The following is a 25161-nucleotide window of genomic DNA, read 5'->3' as shown; positions in this document are numbered from 1 at the left end:
TTCAGGGAATCCGGACGTCGGGAGTCCAACGATAGCGCACCGTGTAGCTCAGTTGCGCCTCGCCGCCGGCCGGCACCGCCAGCTCGAAGCCGGCGAGCTGGGCATCGAGCTTGCGCGCCGGCACGCTCGAGGCGGTGATCTCCCAGTCGGTCCAGCGCGGCAGCGCCTCGCGCACCTGCACGGTGGCGGCCTCGGCCTTGGCGTTGCGCACCACCACGGTGATGGTCTCGGTCATGGTGCGGCCGTCGCGGTCGAGCCGGAAATCTTCGCGCCGGCGTTCGGCGGTGAGGTCGAACACCGTGCCCAGTTCGAGTTCGACCTTCTCGTTGGCCGGCGTGTGCGCCAGGCGGGCTTCGCCGAGCAGGTCGCCGCCGTCGAACACGCGCACGCGTCCGGCCGGCAGCGGCAGGCCCAGGCCGCCGTCCTTGCGGTTGTCGAAGGCCAGGTGGGCCGTCACCGGCGGCTTTTCCTCGCCGGCGCCGTAGTTGGCGTCGACGATGGGCCGCGGCGGCTGCCACTGGCCCATGGTCGAGGACACCCGGTACGCGCGCTCGCAGGGCAGGCCGGGCACGCGGTCGAGCAGCGGCAGCCGCTGCACGCTGCCCTGCGGCAGGTCGCCGGTGCCGGGCAGGCGGTAGGCGTGGTATTCGCCGGCGGCTTCGGGGGTCGGCGCGGCGTCGGCCAGCACCATCGCCCGCTCGGCCTTGGCCACCATCGGCGCCGGCGCGTAGCCACCGTCGGAGACGCGGTTGGGCTGGCCGGCGACCAGGGTCAGGGCGACGCCGCGGAAATCGGTGCCGGCGCCGTTGGCAACCAGGGCGGCGCCGTCGAACTGCATGCGGCAGGCCTTGCCCTGGCCGCGGAGCGTGGCCTGGTATTCGGCGCGCCAGGCCAGGCCGGCGGTCGCATAGGCCAGGTCGAAGGACTCGCGGCCGGCGCGGGCGGCGGCCAGGGTCCAGGCCAGCCCGGGTTCGACGGCCAGGCCCGGGGGCAGGGCCGGAAGCTCGAAGCTGGTGTAGCCCGAGAGCACCTTCACCCGGCCGTCGGCCAGGCGCAGGGTCAGGCCGTCGCCGGCCGCGAGCAGGGTGCCGGATACGGTCTCGCGCTGGTTGCCGACCGCATGCTCGACCTGCACCTGCTGGCCGATCGCGCGCTGCAGCAGGGCATGCTGCCCGGCCAGGGCGAAGTCGTAGCGCTGGCCGCGAACCTGGGCGCCGCCCAGCGGCTCGAGCCGCACCGAGCCGACGTCGAGGGTGGCCGGCAGGCCGCCGAGGCGCACTTCGTTGTCGCCGGCGCGCAGGTCCCAGGACAGGCGGGCCTGGTAGTGGGCCAGCCCGGCGCCGCTGGCATGGCCGCCGGACTGCACGACCGACTCGTAGTCGCCGCTGTAGATGGTCAATCGCGGCGCCTCGGCGTGGGCCGGCGAGACGAGGGCGGCGGCGATGGCGAGGGAGATCAGCGAAGGTTTCATTCAGGGCTCCTGTACGGGCGTGGACTTACTATAGGCCCATGAACGCACGCCACCTTTTCGCGGGGTTGCTGGCCCTGCTCCCCGCTTCAGCCGCCGTTGCGGCAACCCCCGCCGACTGCCTGCCGGTGGTCGGGTCGCCCTGGGTGCGCTCGGCGCCGCCGGGTGCGAAGACGCTGGCCGGCTACCTGGTGCTGCGCAATCCCTGCGAGGCGCCGGTGGTCGTGGTGGACGTCGAGAGCCTGGACTTCGGCATGCCGATGATCCACCGCACGGTGGAGGAGGGCGGCGTGAGCCGGATGCGCGAGGCGGGCCGGCTCGAACTGCCGCCCGGCGGCGAGTTGCGCTTCGAGCCGGGCGGGCTGCACCTGATGCTGATGCGCCCGCTGCGGCCGCTGGCCGAGGGCGACGTGGCGCGGGTGCGCCTCGTGCTGGAGGACGGCCGCCGGGTCTTCGCCGAATACCCGGTGCGGCGCGAGGCGCCCTGAGGCGCCGGGTCTTTCAGGCCGCCGGTTCGCAGGCGGCGCGCACCTTGTCCGGCAGCGGCACGCTCTGGCCGGCGCGGTCCACCCACACCAGCACGGTGTGGCCGTCGCAATAGAGCACGCCCGGGTCCGCGGCCGAAGTGATGCGGTGCCCGATGGTCAGGCTCTTGGTGCCCATGCGGTCGGCGATGAGCTCGATGCGCACGGTTTCGGGCCAGTTGATCGGCCGCCGGTAGTTCACCGCCACCGCCGCCATGATCGGCGCTGCGGTCTCGCCGGCCCAATCCTCGCTCAGCGACTTGAACCAGCGCACGCGCGCTTCCTCGATGTAGCCCAGGTAGCTGGCGTTGTTGACGTGGTTGAAGGCGTCGAGGTCGCGCCAGCGCACTTCCAGCTCGACCTGGTGGACGACGTGGCTCATGCCTTTTTCCTCTTCTTCGGGGCCGGCGCCGGCGCGTCGGCCAGCAGCTTGGCCAGGAACCGGCCGGTGTGCGAGTGCGGGTTGGCGGCGATCTCCTCGGGCGTGCCCTCGGCGATGATCATGCCGCCGCGGTGGCCGCCCTCGGGGCCAAGGTCGACGATCCAGTCGGCGGTCTTGATCACGTCGAGGTTGTGCTCGATCACCACGATGGTGTTGCCCTCGTCGCGCAGCTTGTGCAGCACGGCCAGCAGGTGTTCGATGTCGTGGAAGTGCAGGCCGGTGGTGGGTTCGTCGAGGATGTAGAGCGTGCGGCCGGTGTCGCGGCGGCTGAGCTCCTTGCTCAGCTTCACGCGCTGGGCCTCGCCGCCCGAGAGCGTGGTGGCCGGCTGGCCGAGCTTGATGTAGCTCAGGCCCACGTCCACCAGCGTCTCGAGCTTGCGCGCCAGCGCCGGCACCGGCTCGAACAGGGTGAGCGCGTCCTCGACGGTCATCTCGAGCACGTCGTGGATCGAGTAGCCCTTGTAGAGGATCTCCAGCGTCTCGCGGTTGTAGCGCTTGCCGTGGCAGACGTCGCAGGGCACGTAGACGTCGGGCAGGAAGTGCATCTCGACCTTGATCAGGCCGTCGCCCTGGCAGGCCTCGCAGCGGCCGCCGCGCACGTTGAAGCTGAAGCGGCCCGGCGAATAGCCGCGGGCGCGCGCCTCGGGCACCTGCGCGAACAGTTCGCGCAGCGGCGTGAACAGGCCGGTGTAGGTGGCCGGGTTCGAGCGCGGCGTGCGGCCGATCGGGCTCTGGTCGATGTCCACCACCTTGTCGAACAGGTCCATGCCCTCGACCTCGCGGTGCGCCGCGGCGGTGTGCGAGGCGCCGTTGAGCTCGTTGGCGGCCAGGTGGTAGAGCGTGTCGTTGATCAGGGTGGACTTGCCCGAGCCGGACACGCCGGTGACGCAGGTGAACAGCCCGGCCGGGATCGCCAGGTCGACGCCCTTGAGGTTGTTGCCGGTGGCGCCGCGCACGTGCAGCGTCATCTTCGGGTTCGGCTTGTGCCGCTGGGCCGGGATCTCGATCCGGCGGCGGCCGGAGAGGTAGTCGCCGGTGACCGAGCGCGGCGCCTTGAGCACGTCGGCGTAGCTGCCCTCGGCGACGACTTCGCCGCCGTGCGCGCCGGCGCCGGGGCCGATGTCGACGATGTGGTCGGCCAGCCGGATCGCGTCCTCGTCGTGCTCGACCACGATCACGGTGTTGCCCAGGTCGCGCAGGCGGGTGAGGGTGCCGAGCAGGCGCTCGTTGTCGCGCTGGTGCAGGCCGATGGACGGCTCGTCGAGCACGTACATCACGCCCACCAGGCCGGCGCCGATCTGGCTGGCCAGGCGGATGCGCTGGGCCTCGCCGCCCGAGAGCGAGTCGGCCTTGCGGTCGAGGGTGAGGTAGTCCAGGCCCACGTCGACCAGGAAGCGCAGGCGGTCGTGGATCTCCTTGACGATCTTGGCGGCGATCTCGCCGCGCCAGCCGGCGAGCTTGAGGTGCGAGAAGAAGTCCAGCGACTCGTCCACCGGCAGCTTGGTGATCTCGGGCAGGGTGCGCTCGGCCACGAACACGTTGCGCGCCGAGCGGTTCAGGCGCGCGCCGCCGCAGTCGGGGCAGGGGCGGTCGGAGATGAACTTGGCCAGTTCCTCCCGCACCACCTGCGACTCGGTCTCGCGGTAGCGGCGCTCGAGGTTGGGCACGATGCCCTCGAACTTGTGCTTGCGCTGGGTGCGGCCGCCGGATTCGGTGAGGTAGGTGAAGGTGATCACCTCCTCGCCGCTGCCGTAGAGCACGGCCTGGCGCACCGGCTCCCCGAGCGACTCCCAGGCAGTGTCGGGGTCGAAGCCGTAGTGCTTGGCCAGCGAGGCGATGAGCTGGAAATAGTAGGCGTTGCGGCGGTCCCAGCCGCGCACGGCGCCGGCGGCCAGGCTCAGCTCCGGGTGCACGACCACGCGCGAGGGGTCGAAGAACTGGGTGATGCCCAGGCCGTCGCAGGACGGGCAGGCGCCCATCGGCGCGTTGAACGAGAACAGGCGCGGCTCGAGTTCCGGCAGCGCGTAGTCGCAGACCGGGCAGCTGAACTTGGACGAGAACAGCAGCGGCGCCGCGGACGCATCGTCGAGGTCCTGCACCTGGGCCAGGCCGTCGCCGAGCTTGAGCGCGGTCTCGAAGCTCTCGGCCAGGCGCTGCTTGAGGTCCTCGCGCGGCTTGAAGCGGTCGACCACCACCTCGATGGTGTGCTTCTGGCGCAGGGCCAGGGTGGGCACGGCGTCGAGCTCGTGCAGCTGGCCGTTCACCCGAACGCGCACGAAGCCCTGGGCGCGCAGCTGGTCGAAGACCTGGGCGTGCTCGCCCTTGCGGTCGCGCACCACCGGGGCCAGCAGCATGTAGCGGCGGTCGGCCGGCAGGGCCAGCACCTGGTCGACCATCTGGCCGATGGTCTGGGCCTCGAGCGGGTAGTGGTGGTCCGGGCAGCGCGGGGTGCCGACGCGGGCGAACAGCAGGCGCAGGTAGTCGTAGATCTCGGTGATGGTGCCCACCGTCGAGCGGGGGTTGTGCGAGGTGGACTTCTGCTCGATCGAGATCGCCGGGCTCAGGCCCTCGATATGGTCGACGTCCGGCTTTTCCATCACGCTCAGGAACTGCCGGGCGTAGGCCGACAGGGACTCGACGTAGCGGCGCTGGCCCTCGGCGTAGATGGTGTCGAAGGCCAGGGACGACTTGCCCGAGCCGGACAGGCCGGTGATCACGATCAGCCGGTTCCGGGGCAGGTCGAGGTCGATGTTCTTGAGGTTGTGGGTGCGGGCACCGCGGATGCGGATCGTGTCCATGCGCCGGCAGGGGCTCCTTGCGGCTGGCGGAATCGGGAACCCGGCAGTCTAGCAGCCCGGCCCGGTCCGGCCCTCCACGCCGGGTGAAATCCCTTTGTGGACAGGGGCTTGCGCCTCGGGCTCCGGAACCCCTATAATTCCGCTTCTGTCCCGTCGACCGCGGGCAGGTTTGTCCAAAATAACTACAGAGGAATCCCGGTCATGTACGCAGTCATCGTTACCGGCGGTAAGCAATACCGCGTGATGCAGGGCGAGACCCTGAAGGTCGAGAAGATCGACCTCGAGGAAGGCAAGAGCTTCGAGATCGACAAGGTCCTGATGCTCGGCGACGGCGAGAACGTCAAGGTCGGCGCCCCGACCGTCGACGGCGCCAAGGTCACCGCGACCGTCAAGTCGCACGGCCGCCTCGACAAGGTCCGCATCGTCAAGTTCCGCCGCCGCAAGCACCATCGCAAGCAGATGGGCCACCGGCAGTATTTCACCGAAATCGAAATCACCGGCATCGCCGGCTAAGCCAGAGGAGACAACGTCATGGCACAGAAAAAAGGCGTAGGCTCGTCCCGCAACGGCCGCGATTCCAACCCGAAGTACCTCGGCGTGAAGATGTACGGCGGCCAGGCCATCGAGGCCGGCAACATCATCGTCCGCCAGCGTGGCACCGAGTTCCATCCGGGTCCGGGCGTCGGCCTCGGCCGCGACCACACCCTGTTCGCCCTCGTGGACGGCGTGGTGGATTTCTCGGTCAAGGGCCCCAAGAAGCGCCGCACCGTGAGCGTGGTCCCGGCGGCCTGATCGCCGCCCGGTTCCGCCGCAAGGGCCCCGCTTCGGCGGGGCTTTTGTTTTCAGCCCCCTGGCTGTCCGGCCCGGCGCCCTTCACGGCGCGGCGCGGACGGCCCACAATCGTGGTGCACGGCCCTTCGGCCGCCGCCTGGGACAAGACCCGTGAAATTCGTTGATGAAGCGCAGATCACCGTCACCGCCGGCAATGGCGGCAATGGCTGCATCAGCTTCCGGCGCGAGAAGTTCATCCCGCTCGGCGGGCCGGACGGCGGCGACGGCGGCGACGGCGGCAGCGTGTGGCTGCAGGCCGACGAGAACCTCAACACCCTGATCGACTTCCGCCACCAGCGCCACTACCGCGCCCAGCGCGGACAGAACGGCATGGGCCGGCAGATGTTCGGCAAGGCCGGCGAAGACGTGGTGATCCGCGTGCCGGTCGGCACCGAGGTGATCAACGTCGGCACCGACGAGATCATCGGCGACCTCACCCGCCACGGCGAGCGCCTGCTGGTGGCCCAGGGTGGCCACGGCGGCAAGGGCAACGTGCACTTCAAGAGCTCGGTCAACCGCGCCCCGCGCAAGGCCACGCCCGGCACCGAGGGCGAGGAGCGCGAGATCCGGCTCGAGCTCAAGCTGCTGGCCGACGTCGGCCTGCTGGGCTTCCCCAACGCCGGCAAGTCCACCTTCATCCGCGCCGTCTCAGCGGCCACGCCCAAGGTGGCCGACTACCCGTTCACCACGCTCTACCCGAACCTGGGCGTGGTCAGCGTGGAAACCGACCGCAGCTTCGTCATCGCCGACATCCCGGGCCTGATCGAGGGCGCGGCCGACGGCGCCGGCCTGGGCGCGCAGTTCCTGCGCCACGTCCAGCGCACCCGCCTGCTGCTGCACTTGGTCGACCTGGCGCCGTTCGACGACGCCACCGACCCGGCCGAACAGGTGCGCGCCATCGAGGCCGAACTGCGCAAGCACGACCCGGCCATGCTGGAGAAGCCGCGCTGGCTGGTGCTCAACAAGGCCGACCTGCTGCCCGAGGACGAGCGCGAAGCGCGCGCGAAGGCCGTGGTCGAGGCGCTTGGCTGGAAGGAACCCTGGTTCGTGGTGTCGGCCATCGGTCGCGAGGGCACCTGGCCGATCGTGCTCAAGGTGCAGCAGTTCTTCGACGACCAGAAGGCGGCGGCGCTGGAAGCCGCCGAGGACGCCGCGGCGCGCGCGGAGATGGCGCGTGGCGGCTGAGGCCGTGGCTTCGTGCGTCAAGGCCGGGGCGATGTCCCCGGCCGGATCCGGGGCAGCAAAAAGGCCGGCTTGCGCCGGCCTTCGCTTGCCGATCGCGGCGCCTTGCGGCGCCGGCGGATCAGGCCTGCTTGAGCGCCTTGATGTGGTCGCTCAGGCGGCTCTTGTGGCGGGCAGCCTTGTTCTTGTGGATCAGGCCGCGGGCCGAGTAGCGGTCGAGGATCGGCTGGGCGGCGACGAACGCGGCTTCGGCGCCGGCGGCGTCCTTGGCTTCCAGGGCCTTGAGGACCTTCTTCACGGCGGTGCGCAGCATGGAACGCTGGCTGGCATTGCGGGCGTTGCGGACGACAGTCTGCTTGGCGCGCTTCTTGGCGGACTTGATGTTGGCCACGGAGGGCTCCTGAAATCGTTGGACGATGGCCGTGGCAAGGCGCCCTGGCCGGGAAACGGGGGTGGAAAGACCCGAAATTATGGTCGATTCAGTAGCTTGAGTCAAACACCCCCCGGGGGGCAGGCATGAGCGGGCCGGTGGGGGGCAAGCCCCGGGGCGGCCTGCTGCGCTCGACGGCCGTTTTCAGCGCCATGACCCTGCTATCGCGGGTGGCCGGCTTCGCCCGCGACATGGTGCAGGCCCACATCTTCGGCGCCGGCGGCATCGTCGACGCCTTCGCCGTGGCCTACCGCATCCCCAACTACCTGCGCCGGATCTTCGCCGAGGGCTCCTTCGCCTCGGCCTTCGTGCCCGTGCTCTCGGAGCTGCGCCAGCGCGGCGACGAGGCCGCGCTCAAGGACTTCCTCGACCACGTGGCCGGCGCCCTGTGCGCCGCCGTGCTGGTGGTCAGCGGCCTGGGCCTGCTGGCCGCGCCGCTGGTGGTGGCGGCCATCGCCCCCGGCCAGCTCGACGACCCGGCCAAGTTCGGGCTCACCACCGACCTGCTGCGCATCGTCTTCCCCTACCTGGCCCTGGTCTCGATGACCGCGCTGGCCGGGGCCGTGCTCAACAGCTTCCAGCGCTTCGCGCTCCCGGCCGTGACCCCGGTGCTGCACAACCTGTCGGTGATCGCCGCGATGCTGCTGCTGGCGCCGCTGCTGGCGGTGCCGATCAAGGCCCTGGCCTGGGGTGTGCTGGCCGCCGGCTTCCTGCAGCTGGTGCTGCTGTGGCCGGCGATGGGCCGGCTGGGCCTGCGCCCCCGGCTGCGCCTGAATTTCCGCCACCCGGGCGTGCGCCGCGTCGGCACCCTGATGTTGCCGACCCTGTTCTCGTCCTCGGTGGCCCAGCTCAACCTGATCGTCGGCACGATGTTCGCCTCGCTGCTGGTCGACGGCAGCCAGAGCTGGCTCTACTACTCCGACCGCCTGGTGGAGTTCCCGCTGGGCCTGTTCGGCGTGGCCCTGGGCACGGTGATCCTGCCGCACCTGTCGCGCCGGCACGCCGACGCCGACACGGAGGGCTACGCCGCCTCGCTCGACTGGGGCCTACGCACGGTGCTGCTGCTGGCCATCCCGGCCGCGCTGGGCCTGGCCCTGCTGGCCGAGCCGCTGGCGATCGTGATCTTCGAGCGCGGCGAGTTCATGGCCGCCGACAGCCGCATGACCTCGCTGAGCCTGGTGGCCATGAGCCTGGGCATCCCCGGCTTCATGGCCAGCAAGGTGCTGCTCTCGGCCTTCTACGCCCGCCAGGACACCAGGACGCCGATGCGCGCCGCGGTGGCTACCGTCTTCATCAACGTCGCCCTCACCGCGGCCATCACCACGCCGCTGTGGCTGGGCGCGGTGCCGGGTGCGCACGCCGGCATCGCCCTGGCCACCGGCCTGGCCGGCCTGGCCAACGCCCTGCTGCTGTGGCGCGCGCTGCGCCGCCAGGCCGGTTTCCGTCTGGCGCCGGGCTGGGGCCGGCACCTGCTGCGGCTGGCGCTGGCCAGCCTGGCGCTGGCGGCGGCGGTGCTGGCCGCCAAATACGCGGTCGGCGACTGGCGGGCCTGGACCGGGGCGGCGCGCTGGGGCCTGCTGCTGGCCGTGGTGGCCGCCGGTGCCGCCGCCTATGGCCTGGGCCTGCTCGCCAGCGGCTGGCGTCCGCGTGAACTGCGCGGCCGGTGAGCGGTGCCGGCTATAATTTCCGGATGAACAAGCTGTTCCGGGACGTCGAGGGCAAGCCTGCTTGCCCGCAGGGCAGCGTGGTTTGCATCGGTGCCTTCGACGGCCTCCATCGGGGCCACCAGGCCCTGGTCGGCCACGTGCGCGCGCGTGCGCGCGCCGCCGGCCTGGCCGCGGTGGCGCTGAGTTTCGAACCCCTGCCGCGTGAATACTTCGCCCCGGCCGATCCGCCGGCCCGGCTGCTGCTGCCGCGCGCCAAGTTCGAGGGCCTGTGCCGGCTGGGCATGGACGCGGTGGGCCTGCTGCGCTTCAACGCGGCGATGGCGGCGATGTCCGCCGAGGCCTTCGTCGAGCGGGTGCTGGTGCACCGGCTGTCGGCCCGCGAAGTCTGGGTCGGCCCCGAATTCCGCTTTGGCCACCGCCGCGTCGGCGACCTGGGCCTGCTGCAGGCCCTGGGCGAACGGCACGGCTTCCGGGCCGCCGAAGTGCCGGTGGTGGCCGACGGCGGCGGGCGGGTTTCGGCCAGCGCGGTGCGTGCGCACCTGGCCGCCGGCGACCTCGGGGCCGCCGCCGAGGCCCTGGGCCGGCGCTACGCCATCGCCGGCAAGGTGGTGCGCGGCAAGCAGCTCGGCCGCCAGCTCGGCTACCCTACGGCCAACCTGCGGCTGGCCGGGAGGAAGGCGCCGCTGGGCGGCATCTTCGCGGTCTGGGTGCACGGCATCGGCCCCGCGCCGCGCGCCGGCGTGGCCAGCCTGGGCACGCGGCCGACGGTGCAGGGCGTCGAGCCCCTGCTCGAGGCGCATGTGTTCGACTTCGATGGCGACCTCTATGGATCGCGCATCGAGGTGGAGTTCGTCGCCAAGCTGCGCGACGAAGAGAAATTCGACGACCTGCCGTCCCTGGTGCGCCAGATGGACGAGGATGCCCGGCAGGCCCGGCGCGCTTTGCGCCAAGACAGGGAAGAACGCGGAGTGACGGCGTGAGCGAGAACGGCGGCAAGGACTACAAGCACACCATCAGCCTGCCGGAGACGGCATTCCCGATGCGCGGCGACCTGCCCAAGCGCGAGCCGGGCATGCTGGCCGCATGGAAGGAGCAGGGCCTTTACCAGCGCGTGCGCGAGAAGGCCGCGGGCCGGCCGCTGTTCGTGCTGCACGACGGCCCGCCGTATGCCAACGGCTCGATCCACATCGGCCATGCGGTGAACAAGATCCTCAAGGACCTGGTGGTGAAGTCGAAGCTGCTCTCTGGCTTCGACGCGCCCTACGTGCCGGGCTGGGACTGCCACGGCCTGCCGATCGAACTGGTGGTGGAGAAGAAGCACGGCAAGGTCGGGCAGAAGCTCGACGCCGCGCAGTTCCGCGCCCAGTGCCGCGAATACGCCGCCGAGCAGATCGCCGGGCAGTCGAAGGACTTCCAGCGCCTGGGCGTGCTGGGCGACTGGGACCATCCCTATCGCAGCATGGACTTCAGCTTCGAGGCCGACATGCTGCGGGCGCTGGCGAAGATCGTCGAGCGCGGGCACCTGACCCGCGGCGTCAAGCCGGTGCACTGGTGCTTCGACTGCGGCTCGGCCCTGGCCGAGGCCGAGATCGAGTACGCCGACAAGGTGTCGCCGCAGGTGGACGTGGCCTATGACGCCCACGACCCGAAGGCCCTTGCGGCGAAGTTCGGCGCCGACGCCGGCGACGCCCTCGTCGCCGTGCCGATCTGGACCACCACGCCCTGGACGCTGCCGGCTTCGCTGGCGGTGACGCTGGGTGCGGAAATCGACTACGTGCTGGTCGAAGGCCCGGCGCGCGCCGGCCGGCGCGTGCTGCTGGTGCTGGCCGAGGCGCTGCACGAGGACGCGCTCAAGCGCTACGGCGTCGCGTCGCCGGTGGTGCTGGGCCGCGCCGCGGGCGCCGCGCTCGAAGGCATGGTCCTGCACCACCCGTTCTACGAGCGCGAGATCCCCATCCTGCTCGGCGAGCACGTCACCACCGACGCCGGCACCGGCGCCGTGCACACGGCGCCCGGCCACGGCCAGGAGGACTACCAGGTCGGCGTGAAGTACGGCCTGCTCGAGAAGTACAAGCAGCCCGTGCTCAATCCCATCGGCGGCAACGGCGTCTACCTGCCGGGCACGCCGCTGGTGGAAGGCCAGTACATCTGGAAGGCCAACGACTTCATCACCAACCTGCTGGGTGAGCGCAGCGTGCTGCTGGCCTCGGGCAAGATGGAGCACAGCTACCCGCACTGCTGGCGGCACAAGTCGCCGGTGGCCTTCCGCGCCACGCCGCAGTGGTTCATCTCGATGGAGCAGGCGCACCTGCGCCGCGACGCGCTCGCGGCGGTGAAGGGCGTGCAGTTCGTGCCCGACTGGGGCCAGGCGCGCATCGCCGGCATGGTCGAGGGCCGCCCGGACTGGTGCATCAGCCGCCAGCGCACCTGGGGCGTGCCGATCACGCTGTTCATCCACAAGGTCAGCGGCGAGCCGCACCCGCGCTCGGTGGAACTGATGCACGCGGTCGCAGACCGCGTGGCGCAGCAGGGCACCGACGCCTGGTTCGAGCTCGACGCCGCCGAGCTGCTCGGCGCCGAGGCCGGCGACTACGAGAAGGTGACCGACATCCTCGACGTCTGGTTCGACTCCGGCGTCACCCACGAAGCGGTGCTGGCCGCGCGTGCCGGCGATGGCCTGCGCAAGCCCGCCGACCTCTACCTCGAGGGTTCCGACCAGCACCGCGGCTGGTTCCAGAGCTCGCTGCTCACCGGCGTGGCGATGGACGGCGCGGCGCCGTACAAGGCGGTGCTGACGCACGGCTTCACCGTCGACGCGCAGGGCCGCAAGATGTCCAAGTCGATCGGCAACGTGGTCGAGCCGCAGAAGGTCAACGACGCGCTGGGCGCCGACGTGCTGCGCCTGTGGGTGGCCTCGGCCGACTACCGCAACGAGATGTCGGTTTCGGACGACATCCTAAAGCGCAGCGCCGACAACTACCGCCGCATCCGCAACACCGCGCGTTTCCTGCTGGGCAACCTGCACGGCTTCGACCCGGCCGCGCACCTGCTGCCCAACGACCAGCTGCTGCTGCTCGACCAGTGGGCCGTGCACCGCGCCTTCGAGCTGCAGCAGAAGATCCGCGCGGCCTACGACGCCTACGACTTCGCCGCCGTGGTGGCCGCGGTGCAGAACTTCTGCACCAACGACCTGGGCGCGGTGTACCTGGACGTCACCAAGGACCGCCTGTACACCATGCCGCGCGACAGCCACGGCCGCCGCTCGGCGCAGAGCGCGATGTTCCGCATCGCCGAAGCCTTCGTGCGCTGGATCGCGCCGGTGCTGAGCTTCACCGCCGACGAGATCTGGCAGCACCTGCCGGGCCAGCGCGAGGGCCACGTGCTGTTCACCACCTGGTACGACGGGCTGGCGCCGCTGCCGGCCGGCGCCGCGCTGTCGGCGGCCGACTTCGACGCCCTGCTGGGCCTGCGCGAGGAAGTGAGCAAGGTGCTCGAGCCGATGCGCGCCAACGGTGCGATCGGCGCCTCGCTGGAGGCCGAGGTGGACGTGTACGCCGACGAGGCCACGCTGTCGCGCTTCGCGCCCGTGGCCGACGAGCTGCGCTTCTTCTTCATCACCTCGCGCTTCGACCTCAAGCCGGTGGCCGGCCGCCCTGGCGCGGAAGGCGAGGGCGCCGGCCCCTGGGTGCATGCCACCTCGACCGGCCACGGCAAGTGCGTGCGCTGCTGGCACTACCGCGCCGACGTCGGCAGCCATGCCGACGACCCGCAGCTGTGCGGCCGCTGCGTCGACAACGTCAACGGCGCCGGCGAAACCCGGCGGTGGTTCTGATGTCGCGTCCCTCGCCCAACGCGCTGCCCTGGCTGGGCCTGTCGGGCGTGCTGCTGGTGCTTGACCAGTGGGCCAAGTGGCTGGCGACGGCGTCGCTGGAGTACGCGCGCCCGGTGGCCTTCATCGACGGCTTCTGGAACTGGACGCTGGTGCACAACTACGGCGCCGCCTTCAGCTTCCTCTCCAGCGCCGGCGGCTGGCAGCGCTGGTTCTTCACGGTGCTTGCGCTGGTGATCAGCGCGGGCCTGACCTTCTGGCTGGCGCGCACGCCGCGCGGCGACTGGCGCACGGCGCTGCCGTACGCGCTGGTCATCGCCGGCGCCATCGGCAACGTCATCGACCGCCTGCGCTTCGGCTACGTGGTCGACTTCGTCGACTGGTACGTGGGCGGGTGGCACTGGCCGGCCTTCAACGTGGCCGATGCCTGCATCGTCGGCGGCGCCATCGGGCTGGTCGTGTTCAGCTTCCGGCACGCGCCGGACGCCGGGAAAAACGGATAATCGCGCCATGGACGTCCTGCTCGCCAACCCCCGCGGTTTCTGCGCCGGCGTCGACCGCGCCATCGAGATCGTCAACCGCGCCATCGAAACCCTGGGCGCGCCGATCTACGTGCGCCACGAGGTGGTGCACAACCGGTTCGTGGTCGAGGACCTGCGCCAGCGCGGCGCCGTCTTCGTCGAGGAGCTCGACGAGGTGCCGGCCGGCGCCACCGTCATCTTCAGCGCCCACGGTGTTTCCCAGGCCGTGCGCGCCGAGGCCGAGCGCCGCGGCCTGAAGGTGTTCGACGCCACCTGCCCGCTGGTGACCAAGGTGCACATCGAGGTCGCGCGCCACTGCCGTGCCGGCCGCGACGTGGTGCTGATCGGCCACGCCGGCCACCCGGAGGTGGAGGGCACCATGGGCCAGTGGCGCCGTGAGCACGGCCACAACCACATCCACCTGGTCGAGGACGTCGCCGGCGTGGCGACGCTGCAGCCCACGCAGCCCGACAACCTGGCCTACACCACCCAGACCACGCTCAGCGTGGACGACACGGCCGAGATCATCGCCGCCCTGCAGGCGCGCTTCCCGGCCATCCAGGGCCCGAAGCACGACGACATCTGCTACGCCACCCAGAACCGCCAGGACGCCGTGCGCGTGCTGGCCGGGCAGTGCGAGGTGGTGCTGGTGGTGGGCTCGGTGAACAGCTCGAACTCCAACCGCCTGCGCGAGCTGGCCGAGAAGCAGGGCGCCCGCGCCTTCCTGATCGACGGCGCCGAGTGCATCGACCCGGCCTGGGTGGCCGGCGTGGCCCGGGTCGGCGTCACCGCCGGCGCCTCGGCGCCCGAGGTGCTGGTGCAGGGCGTGGTGGCGCGGCTGCGCGAGCTCGGCGCCACCGGCGTCGAGCACCTCGAAGGCAAGCCCGAGGACGTGGTCTTCGCCCTGCCCAAGGAGCTGCGGATCCAGCTGGTAAATTGACCGGCCGGGCCCTGAAAGCCTAGAATCCGCGCCTCACGCCGGAATAGCTCAGTTGGTAGAGCGGCGCATTCGTAATGCGTAGGTCGCAGGTTCGACTCCTGTTTCCGGCACCAAGAAAATCAAGGGGTTGCGGTGCTTTCTGGCGCGCAGCCCCTTTTTCTTTCCGGCGCCGGCCGGGCCTTACGCTCAGTCGATCGACTCGGTGAACGTCACCTGCTCTTGCTGGTCGCCGATCCGGATGTTCACTGTGAACTCGGCGCCGCCCCGTCTCTTTCCCGGCAACACCACCATCACTCCGCCCATGACGGATTCGTCCTGCCCGAGGGTGGTGGCCTGCAGCGCGCGTGCGTCCAGCGAAGCCCTTTGATACTCCGCGTTGGCGAGTGTCTGCTCGATCAGTTCGCGATTTTGCTGGTCAGCCTCCGCCTGTGCCCGTGCGGCGGCCTCGGCGTCGTAGTAGCTGCCTGAGTAGTATCCCGAGTTCGTGCCCGAGGCATAGGTCGTGCCGCCGTTGCCGTAGAGGGTGCTCGCCGAGCTTCCCTGGTAAGTGCCGCTGTAACTGGTGTGGCCGGCCTGGCTGGCGCTGTAGCTGTTCATGCCAGCAAGCAGTGCCGTTCCGATGGTGGCCCACATCTCCCGGCGCTTCTGCCGCTTGAGCAGGTCCTCGTAGCCCAGCACTCGAAGCCGGCGTGCGCCCTGGCTGGCGCTGATGGCGTCATCGGAGACCAGAAGCGGGGCCTCCGATCGATTCAGGACCCCGAGGTTGACCCAGCCTCGCCGCCTGCCGTCCGGCTCGAACGCGATCGCCACCGCGAACCCGGGCCGCTCGATGAGGATGAAAGGCTGCCCGTTCTCGTATTCAAGGGTTTGGCCCTCGCCGGCGACCGGAGTGAAGTTCCGTGCGGTGGCAAGACCGGGCGCGAGAAGCAGCAGCAGGACCACGTGGCGCGCATTCATGGGGTGGTGCCCTGGAGGACCTGCCCGACTATAGCGCCAGCCGATCGCCCTTCGTATCCCTCGTTCCGCCGTTTTCCTACGCCCCCGTGCCGCCGGCGCCGGCAGGCTGTGCTCGTCCGATCCGGGACTGGGAGGGAAACGATGCACACGTTCAATTCGATCATGGCGGGCCTGCTGCTGGCGGGCGTGGGGCTGGCCGTGGCGCCGATGGCGCAGGCCGCGAAGGCGGGCGCGCGTGCCGAGGCCTCGCCGCTGCAGCGCTGCGTCAGCGAGTCCTGGCACAAGGTCTATACCCGCGCCGACGCCGACTACGAGCTGGTGCGGGCGCATCTGGAAACGGCGCTGGGCAGCCCGGCGCCGGGTGCGCGGGTGCTCGATCCGAAGCGGCCGCCGCTCGGGCGCCTCTCGTTCACGGTCAGCATCGAGTCGCGCCACTGCGAGCAGGTGCCGGCCGGGCCGGGGGCCTGGCAGGCGCCAGTGTTGCCCTCGGTCTGCACCGAGGTGGGCTGCGTCGACCCGCTGCCGGGTACCACCGGCCGCGAGGGCTCGATCATGGTCATCGAGTCCTGCGAGGGCGGCAAGCGCACCACGGCGGTCTACGTGCGCAGGAACGGCAGCTGGGTGATGGTGGAATACCAGCAGGAGCGCAGCAACGACTGCGGCTCATCCATCGATGAGTGAATCCCGGCCCGTGCACGTGGGCTGCCGGGCAGGGCTAGACTGCGCGCATGTGCGCGCGCTACGCCCTGTTCGGCCCCTTCAGCCCGGGCAACCTGGTGCCCGGCTTCGTCGAGCACGTGGTCAATCCGCTGGCGGGCTTCGCCCAGTACAACATCGCGCCCAGTCAGGTGAATCCGGTGGTGGTGGCTGGTGCCGGCGGGCCGGGCCTGGAGTCGATGCGCTGGGGGCTGCTGCCGCACTGGGCGAAGGACCCGAAGATCGGCTACTCCACCGTCAATGCGCGCGCCGAGACGCTGGCGGAAAAGCCCGCCTTCCGCGACGCCTGGCGCCACGGCCAGCGCTGCCTGGCGCCGGTGACCGGCTGGTACGAGTGGGTGGACCTGGGCGGCAAGCGCAAGCAGCCGTACTTCCTGCGCTCGGCCGATGGCCACAACCCGATGATGCTCGCCGGCCTGTGGTCGCGCTGGACCGATGCGGAAGGAAAATCCGTGGCGACCTACACGGTCGTCACCACCGAGGCCATGGGCGAGGTGCGGCGCGTGCACGACCGCCAGCCGCAGGTGCTGCCGGCCGAGGCCTGGGAGGCCTGGCTGCGGGCCCCGGCGGCGGAGGCGGCGGCCTTGCTGCAGCCGGCGGTGACGGCGCTGCGCATCACGCCGGTGGGGCCGGCGGTGGGCAACCCGCGCAACCAGGGGCCGTCGCTGGTGGAGCCGCTCGAGGACGCCGGCTAGCGGAAGTTGCGCGAGCGGCTGTCGAGCTGGCCGGCCAGCGCGCTTTCGTCGTGCAGGCGGCTGGCGATCAGGTGGCTCACGCCGTCCAGGGTTTCCCAGCGGCCCTCGACGCCGAGCAGGCGCGATTCGACCAGCACCCGGCGCTGGCGTTCGCCCAGGTCGCGCCAGACCACCACGTTCACCATGCCGTCTTCGTCCTCGAGCGTGACGAAGGTGGTGCCACCGGCGGTCTCCGGGCGCTGGCGCATCGTCACCAGGCCGGCGGCGCGCGCCCGGCTGCCGTTCGGCAGTTCGCGCAGTTCGCGCGAGCGCCGGTAGCGGCGCGCGGCCAGCTGCCGGCGCAGCAGGGCCAGCGGGTGCGGTCCGAGCGTCAGGCCCAGCCGGGCGTAGTCGGCCAGCAGGTCTTCGCCGGCGCTGGGCACCGGCAGCTGCACGGCATCCTCGGCCGGCGAGGCGGCGAACAGCGGCAGCTGTTTCTCGACGCCGCCCACGGCCCAGCGCGCCCGGTGCCGGTGCCCGGCCAGGCCGCGCAGGGCGCCGGCCTCGGCCAGCAGCGAGCGCGCGCGTTCGTCCAGGCCGGCGCGGTGGCACAGGTCGGCGACGTCGTCGAAGGGGCGCGCCGCGCGCGCGGCCACCAGGCGCTCGCCGGCTTCACGCGCCAGCCCGGCCACCTCGCGCAGGCCCAGTCGCAGCGCCGGCTGCCGGGCGGCATCGCCCGGCCAGGGCTCAAGCGTGTTGTCCCAGTGGCTGTGGCGCACGTCCACCGGCCGCACCGCGATGCCGTGCCGACGCGCGTCCTGCACCAGCTGGCTGTTGGAATAAAAACCCAGCGGCTGCGAGTTCATCAGCGCGCAGGTGAAGGCCGCCGGCTCGTGGCACTTGAGCCAGCAGCTGACGTAGGTGATCAGCGCGAAGCTGGCGGCGTGCGATTCCGGGAAGCCGTAGCTGCCGAAGCCGCGGATCTGCTCGAAGATGCGTTCGGCGAAGTCGGTGTCGTAGCCATTCTTCGCCAGGCCGGCGAACAGCCGCTCGCGGAAATGCTCCAGGCCGCCGCGGCGTTTCCAGGCCGCCATGCCGCGGCGCAGTTCGTCGGCCTCGCCGGCGGAAAACCCGGCGGCGACGATCGCCACCTGCATCACCTGCTCCTGGAACAGCGGCACGCCCAGGGTGCGCCGGAACACTTCCTCCAGTGCCCTGGAGGGGTAATCCACCGGTTCCAGGCCCTGCCGCCGCTGCAGGTAGGGGTGCACCATCTTTCCCTGGATCGGCCCGGGCCGGACGATGGCCACCTGGATCACCAGGTCGTAGAAGGTGCGCGGCTTGAGCCGCGGCAGCATGGCCATCTGCGCCCGCGACTCGATCTGGAACACGCCGATGGTGTCGGCGCGCCGGATCATGGCGTAGGTGTCCGGGTCCTCGGCCGGGATCGTGGCGGGCGTGAGCTCGCGGCCGCGGTGTTCGCGCAGCAGGGCCAGGCACTTGCTCACTGCGGTGAGCATGCCCAGGGCCAGGCAGTCCACCTTCAGCAGGCCCAGCGACTCGAGGTCGTCCTTGTCCCACTCGATGATGGTGCGTTCGGGCATGGCCGCGTTCTGCACCGGCACCAGGTGGTGCAGGGGCTGGTCGGAGATGACGAAGCCGCCGACGTGCTGGCTCAGGTGCCGCGGTGCGTCGAGCAGCTGGCGGGTGAGCGCCAGCACCCGCCGAAGCACCGGCGCCTCCGGGTCGAAACCGCGCTCGCGCAGGCGCTCCTCCACCGGCGCTTCGCCGTCCCACCAGGCGAAGCAGCGGCTGAGCTGGTCCACCTGGTCCGGCGGCAGGCCCAGGGCCCGGGCCACGTCGCGCACCGCGCTCTTGCCGCGGTAGCAGATGACGGTGGCGGCCAGCGCGGCGCGCTCGCGGCCGTACTTGCGGTAGACGTACTGGATGACTTCCTCGCGCCGCTCGTGCTCGAAGTCGACGTCGATGTCGGGCGGCTCGTTGCGCTCCTTCGACAAGAAACGCCCGAACAGCAGGTTCATGCGCGCCGGGTCCGCCTCGGTGATGCCCAGGGCGAAGCACACCGCCGAGTTCGCCGCCGAGCCGCGGCCCTGGCAGAGGATGCCCTGGCCGCGCGCGAACACCACGATGTCGTGCACGGTGAGGAAAAAGGCCTCGTAGCGCAGCTCGGCGATGAGCTCCAGCTCCTCGTCGACCTGGCGCCGTACCTTCTCCGGCGTGCCCCCGGGCCAGCGCCGCGCCATGCCGCGTTCGGTGAGCACGCGCAGCCAGCTCGTGGGCGTGTGTCCGTCCGGCACCAGTTCGTGCGGGTACTGGTAGCGCAGGTCGCCCAGCTCGAAGCGGCAGCGCGCGGCGATGCACAGGGTCTGATCGAGCAGCTCGCGTGGATAGATCGCCGCCAGCGCCCGGCGCGTGCGCAGGTGGCGCTCGCCGTTGGGGAACAGGTGTGCGCCGGCCCCGGCCACGGTGAGGTGGTGGCGGGTGGCGGTAAGCACGTCCTGCAGCGCGCGCCGGCCGCGCGCGTGCATGTGCGCGTCGCCGGCGGCCACGGCCGGCAGGCCCAGCCGCGCCGCCAGCGCCTGCAGCGCCGCCAGCCGCGCGTCGTCGTCGGGGCCACGGTGCAGTTCCACCGCCAGCCAGCAGCGGCCCGGGAAGCGCTCGCGCAGCCACTCGCCCTCGCCGGCGTCGGGCTCGGCGCCGGGCAGCCACAGCGCCAGCAGCCCGCCGGTGTCGCCGTCGAGATCGGCGCGCTGCAGCCGGTACTCGCCCTTGGCGCTGCGCCGGCGGCCGAGGCTGATCAGTTCGCACAGGCGCCGGTAGCCGGCGTCGTCCTCCACCAGCAGCACGCAGCGCAGGCCGTCGGCCAGGCGCAGTTCGCTGCCCACGATCAGCGGCACCCCGGTGGCCTTCGCGGCTTCCCAGGCGCGCACGATGCCGGCCAGGGTGGCCTCGTCGGTGATCGCCAGCGCGGCGTAGCCCTGCTGCTTAGCGCGCTCGAACAGTTCGCGCGCCGACGACGCGCCGCGCCCGAAGCTGAAGTGCGTCAGGCAGTGCAGTTCGGCATAAGCGGGCGCGCTCACGCGAACCAGCCGTGCAGCATGAACGGCCCGCGCTCGCCGGCGGCGCAGAACACCCAGGCGCGCTGGCCTTCGGCGGTGCGTGCCACGTAGTAGTCGCGGCGCACGTCGTCGCCGTCCCACCAGCCCGCTTCGATGCGCTCGGGCCCGGCCAGCAACTCGGGCGCCGGCCCGCGCAGGGGGATGGGCCGTTCGAGCAGCCAGGTCGGGCGCGGCAGCGGCGGGGGCAGCAGGCAGCGGCCGCGCAGCGAGCGCACCCGGCGCTGGGCGTGTTCCGGGCGCGGGTCGGCATGCGGCGCCCACTGGTACACGGCCTCGTCGCCCAGCCGCGCCTGCAGGCGCGCCTGCAGCGCCGGCCAGTCCATGGCCCCGGCCGGCCGCGCCTCGAACAGGTCGCGCCCGGCCGGCACGAAGGGCGGCAGCTCGGTGGCGCGCAGGCCGAAGGCGCGCACCGGCGCCGGGATCGATTCGCGCTCGAGCACCAGCTTCGCCAGCTCGAACAAGCGTGCCGGGTCGCGTTCGGACGCCATCGCGCCGACCACGTGCGTGCTCGGCGGCCGCAGCTCGTGTTCGTACACCAGCTCGAAGCGCTGCACGCCGCCGTCGCGCCCGACCAGGAAGGCGCACAGGTCGCCCACCAGGCGTTTGAGCGGAAACAGCAGGCCGGTGTGGTAGCGGATCTCGTCGTCGAACTCGAAGCGCGCTTCGAAAAAATCCGGCGGCTGGTAGCACGGGCGCAGGTCGGGCGCGTCGCCGGTGAGCTTGTCGAGCAGTTCGGGCAGGCCGGCGCCGAAGCGCCGCCGCAGCCCCGCGCGCGGCAGCGCGAACACCTGCTTCAGGCGACGCACGCCCAGCGCCGCCAGCGCCTCGCGCTGGGCCGGCGCGAACGGCGCCAGCGCCAGCGGCAGGGCGTCGAGCGCACGCCGCAGCTGCGCCGTGTCGCGCACCGCCAGGCCGTCGCGGTGCCGCGCCAGGCACAGCGCGCCCAGCGGCGTCGGCGCCACCGCCAGCGCGTGCGCCAGGCCCAGTTCGCGCAGGTCGTCGCGCAGCAGGCGCTCGAAACGCGGCCAGGGCCCGAACAGGCCCAGGCTGCCGCCCACCTCCAGCCACACCGTGTCGGCTTCGTCGCGGCAGACCTGGCCGGAATAGCGGTAGGCCCAGGCGCAGGCCAGGTCGAGCAGGCGGCTGGCTTCGGCGGCGTCGAAGGGCAGGGTGGCCAGGCCGGGGCAGAGCGCCACCGCCGCCGCCAGCGGCTGGCCCGGGTGCACGCCGGCGGCGGCCGCGTTTTCATTGGCCTGCACCACCACGCGCCGCTGCGGCGGCCCGTCGGCCAGTGCCAGCGGGGCGGCGGGGTCAGGCTGGCGCCGGAGCGCGGCGTCGAGCGCCCGTCGCGGCAGGTGGATGGCGGCCCAGAGCACGGCGCGCCGGCATCAGTGGGCAAGCGCCGGCGCCCAGGGCACCGGCGACGCAGGCGGATGGCTGCCGCGGCACTTGAGGACGCGCACGCCGCCGGTTTCCAGCTGCAGGCGCAGCGCCGCCGGCGAGGCGTTGCGCGCCGCCGACAGCGGCCGGAACACGAAGCCCAGCGCCTGCCCGGTTTCGCAGGCCACCTGCAGCCGGCGCAGGGTCTTGTCGTCGGCCTGGCGCGGCCAGCCCAGCACGGCGCCGCAGGCCTGGCTGCGCAGGCACTGCTCGAGCGCCCAGGCCGACTGCCGGCCACCGGTGTCGACCACGTGCAGGCGGGCGAGGTCGAGACCGGCGCGCGCCAGCGCCGGCGCGTAGGGCCGGTAGGGCGGGTCGACCCAGGCGATGTCGCGGCCGGCGCGGGTGAGCCGCGCCAGCGTGGGCAGCAGCAGCGCCAGTTCGCCGACGCCGTCGGCCGGCAGCAGCAGTTCGGTGAGCGCGGCCTCGGGCCAGCCGCCGCCGGGCAGGGCGGCGTCGAGCGCGGCATGGCCGGTGGGCTCGCGCGCGGCCTCGGCGCGGCCGCCGGGCTGGCCGCGCCAGAGCCGGCGCTGGGCCAGCAGGGTGTCGAGGGACAGGACGGCGCCCATGCTCAGCCCCGCCGCACCAGGCCGCAGTACACGCCCTCGATGGCGAACACGGCGCCGGCCGGCACCTCGATGGGCGCGTGGTCGGGGTTGCGCGGCAGCAGGGTGATGCGGTCGCGGCGCCGGCGCAGGCGCTTGACGGTGAGTTCGCCGTCGAGCCGCGCCACCACGATCTGGTTGTCGGTGGCCTCGGGCGTGCGGTGCACGGCGATCAGGTCGCCGTCGAAGATGCCGTCGTCGCGCATCGAGTCGCCGCGCACGCGCAGCAGGTAGTCGGGGCGCGGGAAGAACAGGGCGCGGTCGAGCAGCAGCTGGCCCTCGAACTCGGCGTCGCCGATGGGCTGGCCGGCGGCGACCGCGCCCAGCACCGGCAGCGCCAGCCCGCCCGGGGGCGCCGGCGGGTTCGTGAGCCGGATGCCGCGCGACTTGCCCGCCAGCAGCACCAGCGCGCCCTTGGCCTCCAGGGCCTGCAGGTGCGCCTGCGCCGAGCGGGCCTGGCGGAAGCCGAATTCCCGGGCGATCTCGGCCAGGGTGGGCGGCATGCCTTCGCGCGCCACGTGGGCGGTGACGAAGCCGAGGATGGCCTGCTGGCGGTCGGTGAGGGTATCCATGGCACAAATATATGTGGTATTCCTGTGTCCGGCCAGTGCCCCGGCCGGCGGTTCCCCGACAGCCTGTCGCGGGCCTGTCTCACGGGCTGGGACGGCGGCCGGTTTACCCTTCCACTCCCCGATACGGACTTCGACCCCATGGCCAAGGCCAAGACCGCCTACGTCTGCTCCGACTGCGGCGCCTCCACCACCCAGTGGCAGGGCCAGTGCGCCGACTGCGGCGCCTGGAACACGCTCTCGGCCTTCGTGGTCGAGCCGGCCACGGCCGGCAAGGCGGCCGCGCCGGCCACCGCCCGCCACGGCGGCTGGGCCGGGCGCCCGGAGGCGGCCGGCATCACCGCGCTCCGGGACGTGAGCCAGGCGGCGGAATCACGCACCTCCACCACCATCGGCGAACTCGACCGCGTGCTCGGCGGCGGCCTGGTGGACGGCTCGGTGGTGCTGGTCGGCGGCGACCCGGGCATCGGCAAGTCCACCCTGCTGCTGCAGGCGCTGGCGCAGATGTCGGCGCAGCGGCCGGCGCTCTACGTCACCGGCGAGGAAAGCCTGGCCCAGGTGGCCGGGCGCGCGCAGCGCCTGGGCCTGCCCATCGACAACCTGCATGCGCTGGCGGAAACCTGCGTCGAGAAGATCCTCGCCCAGGCCTCGTCGGCCAAACCGGCGCCGCGCCTGCTGGTGGCCGATTCGATCCAGACGCTCTGGAGCGAACTGCTCACCGCCGCGCCCGGCTCGGTCAGCCAGGTGCGCGAAAGCGCGGCCAAACTCGTCCGCTTCGCCAAGGAAACCGGCACCTCGGTGTTCCTGGTCGGCCACGTCACCAAGGAGGGCGGCATCGCCGGCCCGCGCGTGCTCGAGCACATGGTCGACGCGGTGCTGTATTTCGAGGGCGAGTCGGGCAGCCGCTTCCGCGTGCTGCGCGCCTTCAAGAACCGCTTCGGCGCGGTCAACGAACTGGGCGTGTTCGCGATGGGCGACAAGGGCCTGCGCGAGGTGCCCAATCCTTCGGCCATCTTCCTGTCCGGCTCGAGCACGGCCCAGCCGGGCAGCGCGGTGATGGTGACGCGCGAAGGCACGCGGCCGCTGATGGTGGAGGTGCAGGCCCTGGTCGACCAGTCGCCGCTGGCCAACCCGCGCCGCGTCGCCCTGGGCCTGGAGCAGAACCGCCTGGCCATGCTGCTGGCGGTGCTGCACCGGCACGGCGGCGTGGGCGTGTTCGACCAGGACGTGTTCGTCAACGTCGTCGGCGGCATCCGTGTGCAGGAAACCGCGGCCGACCTGCCGGTGCTGCTGGCGGTGCTGAGTTCGCTGCGCGACCGGTCGCTGCCCGAGAAGACGATCGCTTTTGGCGAGGTCGGCCTGAGCGGCGAGATCCGTCCCGTGCCCAACGGCGAGGAGCGCCTGAAGGAAGCCGCCACGCACGGGTTCCGGCGCGCCATCGTGCCCAAGGCCAACGCGCCGAAGAAGGGCGCCTACAAGAACCTGGAGGTCATCGCGGTCGAGCGCCTGTCCGAGGCCCTCGACGCCGCCGCCGAATAGCATCTGCCCTTGTAGGAGTGGCCTCAGCGCCGGTGCAGGACGAGTTCGTAGACGAACTTGCTGCCGAAGAAGGCCAGCAGCAGCAGCACCATCGCCACCAGGGTGAGCTTGGCCGCGCGCGGACCGCGCCAGCCCCAGCGCCAGCGGCCGAACAGCAGCACCGCCAGCACGCACCACGACAGGATCGACAGCACCGTCTTGTGGCCCAGGTCCTGGGCGAACAGGTCGTCGACGAACAGCACGCCGGTCAGCAGGGTCAGGCCCAGCAGCACGAAACCCGCCCACAGGGTGCGGAAGAGCAGGGTTTCCATCTGCGTCAGCGGCGGCAGCAGGCGCACCCAGCCGCCGAGGTGGCGCTGGCGCAGGGCGTGGTCCTGGAACCAGAGCATCAGGGCCAGCACCGTGGCCACCGCCAGCGTGGCGTAGGCCAGCAGGGCGAGCAGCGCGTGCAGCTGCAGGCGCCAGTCGAGCGGTGCGCCGGGCGCGGCGCCGCCGAGCAGGGCGTAGGCCAGCAGCGCGGCCGCGGCCAGCGGGAAGACGATGATGCCCAGCGCCTCGATGCGCTGGGCCGGGCCCAGCAAGGTGGTCAGGCCGGCCATGCCCAGGCCCACCAGCGACAGCGCCGGGAAGAAGTGCAGGTCGGCCGAGCCCAGCTCGCGCCAGGCCAGGCCGTGCACCAGGGCATGCAGCACCAGCGCCGGCAGCGCCAGCGCCAGCCAGTGCCGCGGCGTCGGGTGCGGGCCCTGTGCGTGGCCCGCCAGCCGGTGGCTGGCCAGGGCGTACAGGGCGGTGGCGATCAGGGCAAAGGCGAGGGCCGACATCGCTCAAGTTTGGCACAGTGCCCGCCGGGGCGATAACGATCGCCGCCCGGCCGGGGCCGGCCGGCCC

The 25161-nt window shown here is 71.9% G+C and carries 21 protein-coding genes, 1 tRNA gene and 1 pseudogene; 13 read left to right on the top strand and 10 right to left on the bottom strand.

Annotated features, from left to right (window positions below; genetic code table 11):
• Position 1: 1 nt before the first annotated feature.
• Positions 2-1471 carry a DUF4139 domain-containing protein gene (locus tag C6N40_RS00395; protein WP_106989028.1) on the bottom strand — a complete coding sequence of 490 codons (1470 nt, stop codon included), beginning with the start codon at positions 1469-1471 and terminating at the stop codon, positions 2-4.
• Between the two features lie 38 nt (positions 1472-1509).
• Here C6N40_RS00395 and C6N40_RS00390 point away from each other — a divergent pair, with 38 nt between their 5' ends.
• Positions 1510-1956 (top strand): copper chaperone PCu(A)C, encoded by a 447-nt coding sequence (locus tag C6N40_RS00390; RefSeq protein WP_106989027.1) that lies wholly within the window; start codon positions 1510-1512, stop codon positions 1954-1956.
• 13 nt (positions 1957-1969) lie between these two features.
• On the opposite strand, the gene C6N40_RS00385 is transcribed toward C6N40_RS00390, so the two are convergent.
• Both C6N40_RS00385 and uvrA read right to left on the bottom strand, forming a co-directional pair.
• Positions 1970-2374 (bottom strand): acyl-CoA thioesterase, encoded by a 405-nt coding sequence (locus C6N40_RS00385; protein ID WP_106989026.1) that lies wholly within the window; start codon positions 2372-2374, stop codon positions 1970-1972.
• Between the two features lie 26 nt (positions 2375-2400).
• Positions 2401-5232, bottom strand: a pseudogene (gene uvrA, locus C6N40_RS00380) (excinuclease ABC subunit UvrA); the annotation flags it as partial.
• A 201-nt stretch (positions 5233-5433) separates the two neighbouring features.
• Between uvrA and rplU the strand changes: the two are divergent.
• The 3 genes from rplU (at position 5434) to cgtA (ending at position 7248) form a co-directional block, all read left to right on the top strand.
• Complete coding sequence (rplU, locus tag C6N40_RS00375; RefSeq protein WP_106989024.1) at positions 5434-5745, top strand: 50S ribosomal protein L21; 312 nt, start codon at positions 5434-5436, stop codon at positions 5743-5745.
• A gap of 18 nt (positions 5746-5763) precedes the next feature.
• On the top strand, positions 5764-6024 hold the full coding sequence (gene rpmA / locus C6N40_RS00370; protein ID WP_106989023.1) for a 50S ribosomal protein L27: 261 nt from the start codon (positions 5764-5766) through the stop codon (positions 6022-6024).
• A gap of 150 nt (positions 6025-6174) precedes the next feature.
• A complete protein-coding gene (cgtA, locus tag C6N40_RS00365; RefSeq protein WP_106989022.1) occupies positions 6175-7248 on the top strand; it encodes an Obg family GTPase CgtA in 1074 nt (357 codons plus the stop codon).
• Between the two features lie 118 nt (positions 7249-7366).
• Here cgtA and rpsT read toward each other — a convergent pair whose 3' ends face one another.
• Positions 7367-7636 carry a 30S ribosomal protein S20 gene (rpsT, locus tag C6N40_RS00360; protein WP_106989021.1) on the bottom strand — a complete coding sequence of 90 codons (270 nt, stop codon included), beginning with the start codon at positions 7634-7636 and terminating at the stop codon, positions 7367-7369.
• A 125-nt stretch (positions 7637-7761) separates the two neighbouring features.
• Between rpsT and murJ the strand changes: the two genes are divergently transcribed.
• From murJ to C6N40_RS00330, 6 genes are all read left to right on the top strand, one after another.
• Entirely contained in the window at positions 7762-9342 is a 1581-nt protein-coding gene (gene murJ / locus C6N40_RS00355) for a murein biosynthesis integral membrane protein MurJ (protein WP_106989020.1), read from the top strand.
• Between the two features lie 23 nt (positions 9343-9365).
• Complete coding sequence (locus C6N40_RS00350; protein WP_106989019.1) at positions 9366-10322, top strand: bifunctional riboflavin kinase/FAD synthetase; 957 nt, start codon at positions 9366-9368, stop codon at positions 10320-10322.
• Positions 10323-10381: 59 nt separating this feature from the next.
• On the top strand, positions 10382-13174 hold the full coding sequence (gene ileS, locus C6N40_RS00345) for an isoleucine--tRNA ligase (protein WP_240183425.1): 2793 nt from the start codon (positions 10382-10384) through the stop codon (positions 13172-13174).
• Positions 13171-13674 carry a signal peptidase II gene (lspA, locus tag C6N40_RS00340; RefSeq protein WP_106989450.1) on the top strand — a complete coding sequence of 168 codons (504 nt, stop codon included), beginning with the start codon at positions 13171-13173 and terminating at the stop codon, positions 13672-13674. The genes ileS and lspA overlap by 4 nt, the downstream gene beginning before the upstream one ends.
• 7 nt (positions 13675-13681) lie before the next feature.
• Entirely contained in the window at positions 13682-14632 is a 951-nt protein-coding gene (gene ispH, locus C6N40_RS00335; protein WP_106989017.1) for a 4-hydroxy-3-methylbut-2-enyl diphosphate reductase, read from the top strand.
• 37 nt (positions 14633-14669) lie between these two features.
• Positions 14670-14745, top strand: a tRNA-Thr gene (locus C6N40_RS00330).
• Between the two features lie 73 nt (positions 14746-14818).
• On the opposite strand, the gene C6N40_RS00325 is transcribed toward C6N40_RS00330, so the two are convergent.
• Positions 14819-15589, bottom strand: coding sequence for a hypothetical protein (locus C6N40_RS00325; protein ID WP_106989016.1), 771 nt, complete (start codon positions 15587-15589; stop codon positions 14819-14821).
• A 141-nt stretch (positions 15590-15730) separates the two neighbouring features.
• On the opposite strand from C6N40_RS00325, the gene C6N40_RS00320 reads away from it, so the two are divergent.
• Positions 15731-16270 carry a hypothetical protein gene (locus C6N40_RS00320; RefSeq protein ID WP_106989015.1) on the top strand — a complete coding sequence of 180 codons (540 nt, stop codon included), beginning with the start codon at positions 15731-15733 and terminating at the stop codon, positions 16268-16270.
• 47 nt (positions 16271-16317) lie between these two features.
• On the top strand, positions 16318-17001 hold the full coding sequence (locus tag C6N40_RS00315) for an SOS response-associated peptidase (protein ID WP_106989014.1): 684 nt from the start codon (positions 16318-16320) through the stop codon (positions 16999-17001).
• Here the strand turns inward: C6N40_RS00315 and C6N40_RS00310 are convergent.
• From C6N40_RS00310 to lexA, 4 genes are read right to left on the bottom strand one after another with little or no spacing between them, the layout of a single operon-like run.
• Complete coding sequence (locus C6N40_RS00310; protein WP_240183424.1) at positions 16998-20129, bottom strand: error-prone DNA polymerase; 3132 nt, start codon at positions 20127-20129, stop codon at positions 16998-17000. The genes C6N40_RS00315 and C6N40_RS00310 overlap by 4 nt on opposite strands.
• The gene (locus C6N40_RS00305) at positions 20078-21496 is read right to left on the bottom strand and encodes a Y-family DNA polymerase (RefSeq protein ID WP_106989012.1); all 1419 of its coding nucleotides are present in this window, start codon (positions 21494-21496) and stop codon (positions 20078-20080) included. Before C6N40_RS00305 ends, C6N40_RS00310 begins: the two co-directional genes overlap by 52 nt.
• A 12-nt stretch (positions 21497-21508) precedes the next feature.
• Positions 21509-22129 (bottom strand): translesion DNA synthesis-associated protein ImuA, encoded by a 621-nt coding sequence (imuA, locus tag C6N40_RS00300; RefSeq protein ID WP_106989011.1) that lies wholly within the window; start codon positions 22127-22129, stop codon positions 21509-21511.
• 2 nt (positions 22130-22131) lie between these two features.
• Complete coding sequence (gene lexA, locus C6N40_RS00295; RefSeq protein ID WP_106989010.1) at positions 22132-22737, bottom strand: transcriptional repressor LexA; 606 nt, start codon at positions 22735-22737, stop codon at positions 22132-22134.
• 138 nt (positions 22738-22875) lie between these two features.
• Between lexA and radA the strand changes: the two genes are divergently transcribed.
• Positions 22876-24273: a DNA repair protein RadA gene (gene radA, locus C6N40_RS00290; protein ID WP_106989009.1), complete on the top strand. Its 1398-nt coding sequence runs from the start codon at positions 22876-22878 to the stop codon at positions 24271-24273.
• Between the two features lie 23 nt (positions 24274-24296).
• On the opposite strand, the gene C6N40_RS00285 is transcribed toward radA, so the two are convergent.
• Positions 24297-25094 (bottom strand): cytochrome C assembly family protein, encoded by a 798-nt coding sequence (locus tag C6N40_RS00285; protein ID WP_106989008.1) that lies wholly within the window; start codon positions 25092-25094, stop codon positions 24297-24299.
• Between the last annotated feature and the right edge of the window lie 67 nt (positions 25095-25161).

This window comes from Arenimonas caeni (assembly GCF_003024235.1).
In the GTDB taxonomy this organism is placed as follows: domain Bacteria; phylum Pseudomonadota; class Gammaproteobacteria; order Xanthomonadales; family Xanthomonadaceae; genus Arenimonas; species Arenimonas caeni.
Note: the sequence above shows the minus strand (reverse complement) of the source record. Positions and strands in the feature narration are given on the sequence as shown.

Excerpts from the sequence above, each read along its gene's own strand:
- C6N40_RS00395 (WP_106989028.1), bottom strand. The coding sequence starts at position 1,471 with ATGAAACCTTCGCTGATCTCCCTCGCCATCGCCGCCGCCCTCGTCTCG.
- C6N40_RS00390 (WP_106989027.1), top strand. The coding sequence starts at position 1,510 with ATGAACGCACGCCACCTTTTCGCGGGGTTGCTGGCCCTGCTCCCCGCT.
- C6N40_RS00385 (WP_106989026.1), bottom strand. The coding sequence starts at position 2,374 with ATGAGCCACGTCGTCCACCAGGTCGAGCTGGAAGTGCGCTGGCGCGAC.
- rplU (WP_106989024.1), top strand. The coding sequence starts at position 5,434 with ATGTACGCAGTCATCGTTACCGGCGGTAAGCAATACCGCGTGATGCAG.
- rpmA (WP_106989023.1), top strand. The coding sequence starts at position 5,764 with ATGGCACAGAAAAAAGGCGTAGGCTCGTCCCGCAACGGCCGCGATTCC.
- murJ (WP_106989020.1), top strand. The coding sequence starts at position 7,762 with ATGAGCGGGCCGGTGGGGGGCAAGCCCCGGGGCGGCCTGCTGCGCTCG.
- C6N40_RS00350 (WP_106989019.1), top strand. The coding sequence starts at position 9,366 with ATGAACAAGCTGTTCCGGGACGTCGAGGGCAAGCCTGCTTGCCCGCAG.
- ileS (WP_240183425.1), top strand. The coding sequence starts at position 10,382 with ATGCGCGGCGACCTGCCCAAGCGCGAGCCGGGCATGCTGGCCGCATGG.
- ispH (WP_106989017.1), top strand. The coding sequence starts at position 13,682 with ATGGACGTCCTGCTCGCCAACCCCCGCGGTTTCTGCGCCGGCGTCGAC.
- C6N40_RS00325 (WP_106989016.1), bottom strand. The coding sequence starts at position 15,589 with ATGAATGCGCGCCACGTGGTCCTGCTGCTGCTTCTCGCGCCCGGTCTT.
- C6N40_RS00320 (WP_106989015.1), top strand. The coding sequence starts at position 15,731 with ATGCACACGTTCAATTCGATCATGGCGGGCCTGCTGCTGGCGGGCGTG.
- C6N40_RS00315 (WP_106989014.1), top strand. The coding sequence starts at position 16,318 with ATGTGCGCGCGCTACGCCCTGTTCGGCCCCTTCAGCCCGGGCAACCTG.
- imuA (WP_106989011.1), bottom strand. The coding sequence starts at position 22,129 with ATGGGCGCCGTCCTGTCCCTCGACACCCTGCTGGCCCAGCGCCGGCTC.
- lexA (WP_106989010.1), bottom strand. The coding sequence starts at position 22,737 with ATGGATACCCTCACCGACCGCCAGCAGGCCATCCTCGGCTTCGTCACC.
- radA (WP_106989009.1), top strand. The coding sequence starts at position 22,876 with ATGGCCAAGGCCAAGACCGCCTACGTCTGCTCCGACTGCGGCGCCTCC.
- C6N40_RS00285 (WP_106989008.1), bottom strand. The coding sequence starts at position 25,094 with ATGTCGGCCCTCGCCTTTGCCCTGATCGCCACCGCCCTGTACGCCCTG.